At 44.1% G+C, this 3,239-nt stretch carries 4 protein-coding genes; 2 read left to right on the forward strand and 2 right to left on the reverse strand.

From position 1 onward, the window contains the following. Positions 1–583: YebC/PmpR family DNA-binding transcriptional regulator (locus V5298_RS20160; protein WP_332933210.1), on the reverse strand; the 583-nt coding region annotated here is incomplete at its 3' end. A gap of 142 nt (positions 584–725) precedes the next feature. After that, positions 726–1,826, reverse strand: a complete 1,101-nt coding sequence (zapE, locus tag V5298_RS20165) for a cell division protein ZapE (RefSeq protein ID WP_332933211.1) — start codon at positions 1,824–1,826, stop codon at positions 726–728. Positions 1,827–2,214: 388 nt separating this feature from the next. Between zapE and V5298_RS20170 the strand changes: the two genes are divergently transcribed. Both V5298_RS20170 and V5298_RS20175 read left to right on the forward strand, forming a co-directional pair. Then, positions 2,215–2,655, forward strand: coding sequence for a ZapG family protein (locus V5298_RS20170; RefSeq protein ID WP_332933212.1), 441 nt, complete (start codon positions 2,215–2,217; stop codon positions 2,653–2,655). Positions 2,656–2,757: 102 nt separating this feature from the next. Further along, the coding region (locus tag V5298_RS20175; protein ID WP_416351214.1) for a trypsin-like peptidase domain-containing protein at positions 2,758–3,239 on the forward strand (482 nt) is incomplete at its 3' end.

Here is a 3,239-nt window from a genome sequence, read left to right on the forward strand (position 1 = left end):
CATCAAAGGAAATATCAGGAAAGGCTTCAGTGAGAGCCGTTTTAACGCTGTAGAACTCGGTATGTGGCGCATAAACGGTAATTTTACCGTCTTCACACTCTACATCGGTAACATCAACATCCGCTTCCATTAATGCTTCAAGGATGGTGTCTTCGTCATCACCACTAAATTGAAAAATGGCCTGGTGATCGAACATGTGCGACACCGCGCCAGGACTACCAATTTTAGCGCCAGATTTGGTGAAACAGTTGCGTACATCGGTAATGGTTCGGTTATTGTTGTCGGTTAGACAATCCACAATCACCATACAATTACCAGGACCAAACCCCTCATAACGGGCAGGAACGAAATCTTCCCCTGCACCACCGGCGGCTTTGTCGATGGCTTTTTCGATAACATGACTTGGAACCTGATCCTTTTTCGCTTTTTCCATTAAACGCTTTAACGACAAATTACTGTCAGGATCCACACCGCCATTTTTCGCACATACGTAAATTTCTTTACCGTATTTAGAATAAACTTTGGTTTTTGCGCCAGCTGTTTTAGCCATCGCCGCTTTTCTTACTTCAAACGCTCTTCCCATGGTATATCTCTGTATCTTGCTGGTTGTAGCCCCGCGAATAATGCCGAGCCAAATAAAAAATGGTTATGAATAGTACCGATTTTGCGCACCTGTTAACAGTGCTGAATCTGTTCAGTTGGCATCTTTATGCGATGATGATGGTTTATGGAAGATGTTCCCGCGCCAGGTACTCCCTGGATTGCATTTCTTTTAACCGACTCAAACAACGACGAAATTCAAAATTCAATCGCCCTTCGGTATACAGTAATGACAATTCCACCTCAGATGTCATGATCAGTTTGACATTGCGCTCATAAAATTCATCCACCATGGCGATAAATCGCCGCGCCGTATCATCATTATTGGCGCCCATTTGTTTCACATTGGCAACCAACACGGAATGATAACACCGGCTCAGTTCAATATAATCATTCTGACTTCTTGGACCTTCACATATTGCCGAAAATTCAATGGATAACACACCTTCGGCGTGGCAGCGGGTAGGGATCTGACGATGATTCACCTCGATGGTGCTGTTTTTCACCCCACTGTCACCAGCCAGCTTAAGAAAATATTCTTTTAAATGATCATCGCCAGCGGCATCAAGGGGACTATGGAATATCTCGGCTTGTTCTAAGGTGCGCAAGCGGTAATCGGTGCCGCTGTCTACGTTTATCACCTCAGTATATTTATTGATTAAGGCTATGGCCGGTAAAAAACGCGCCCGTTGCAAGCCATTTTTATACAATTGATCAGGCTCAATATTGGATGTTGCCACTAAGGTGATCCCTCGGGCAAAAAGAGCCTGCATTAATGTACCAAGGATCATGGCATCGGTAATATCCGACACAAAAAACTCATCGAAACAGATGACCCTGGCTTCATGGGCCAACCTGTCAGCCACAATATTAAGCGGATCAACTTCGTTAGGCAGGGTTTTTAGCTCATCATGAACGCGATGCATAAAACGATGAAAGTGGATACGCATCTTGCGTTTAAACGGAAGACAATCGTAAAAGGTGTCAACCAAATACGTTTTACCCCGTCCGACACCACCGTAAAAATACAGTCCTTTCACCGGCTCTGGCGCTCTTTTTTTTCTTACCAGCCGAATCAATTTTCGGGCTAAGCCAGGATCAGTGGGTGATTGGGTACAAAGTTCGTCATATAAGCGTTGCAACGCTTTTACCGCTGTTTCCTGAGCAGGATCGTACTTAAACGTTGGTAGCTGAAGATCCTGTTGATATTTTTCCCATGGCGTCATCGCCTTAACTACTCCTGAAAACGGGTGGATTGAAAGTCAGGCTGCGCCGACCTCCTTGAAAAATCAAAATCTGTAATTAAATTACCCACAATGACAGGTAAAATCGCAACCGACACTTGCGCGGTTAAATCTAAATACGATGGATTCTAACTCAGTTACGTGTGTGATTTGCTGTATTATACCGCATTGCACCTAGGCAGATGAAGGGCTAGCCGCCTTTATGCTGATAGTTTTGTTTGAAAAAGCAACAATTCGGTGATTTGCTTTGCTAAGTTACACCTTGCGACAATTCGCGCAGCGCATTCACCTTTAGATCTTGTTATAGTCTGTGGGTGTATTAGTTTTATTTTGCTGCAATTTGCTGCACAGAAATATCTTGGAGAGTTTAATGGACGTACTAATCCCGCTGGCCCTGTTAGTTGTAGGCTTAATTATCGGCTTTTTTGCAGCCCGTTTTATCTATAAACGCAATGGCGATGCAAATACCACCAAGCAAGCTGAACAAAATATCAAAGCATTAATGGCCCAACAGGCTTCACACCACTTGCATCAAACAAAGCAATCCGTGGAAGCCATTGAAAAACATTGTGAGGCATTACAGCAACAAATCGCCGACTATGAAAGCTTGTTATCTCAAACAGAAGAGGATGACGATCCCAAAGTGCCCTTCTACGGAGAGCAAGCCAGTACCTATTTACGAAATAATATTCAAGGCAGAGAAAAGGCCGCAGAAAAGGCCGTTCCAGAAACACAACCGAGAGACTTTGCGAACACAGGTTCAGGTTTGTTTGTCGGCGCAACTGGACAGTCCACCGCAGATAAAGACTAAATCTGGAACTTTTTTCTATCAGCCTGAGTCTGTCAGTGAAAGTAGCCATAATCGCACGAGACATGAGGAGTGTAAGCGAATATGAAGAAATCTCTACGCCAGATGTTAGTTGTATCAAGCATCGTAGTGAGTACCTTGGGAATGTCTGCAAATGCGGGTGCTGCATTACCTTTTTTTAACGATGATAAAAAACAGGAAGTGCCATCCCTAGCTCCAATGCTAGAAGAAGCAATGCCGGCTGTTGTTAGTATTTCAGTAGAAGGGACACAAACTGCTACTCAACGGGTACCAGAAATGTTCCGATATTTCTTTGGTGGTCCCCAAGAGCAGGTGCAAGAACGGCCTTTCAAAGGCTTAGGTTCAGGTGTCATCATTAACGCAAACAAAGGCTATGTCGTTACCAATAACCATGTGGTAGAAAATGCCGATGAAATTACCGTTAAGTTAGCCGATGGCCGTGAGTTTGAAGCGAAAAAACTCGGCGCTGATGATCAAAGCGATATTGCACTGTTGAAAATCGATGCCGACGACTTAACCGCACTACCTATTGCAGATTCAGATGCAATGCGTGTAGGTGATTATGT

Source organism: Alteromonas sp. 14N.309.X.WAT.G.H12, from assembly GCF_036697315.1.
Taxonomy (GTDB): domain Bacteria; phylum Pseudomonadota; class Gammaproteobacteria; order Enterobacterales; family Alteromonadaceae; genus Alteromonas.

Coding starts and splice junctions, on each gene's coding strand:
- V5298_RS20170 (WP_332933212.1), top strand. CDS start 2,215: ATGGACGTACTAATCCCGCTGGCCCTGTTAGTTGTAGGCTTAATTATC.
- zapE (WP_332933211.1), bottom strand. CDS start 1,826: ATGACGCCATGGGAAAAATATCAACAGGATCTTCAGCTACCAACGTTT.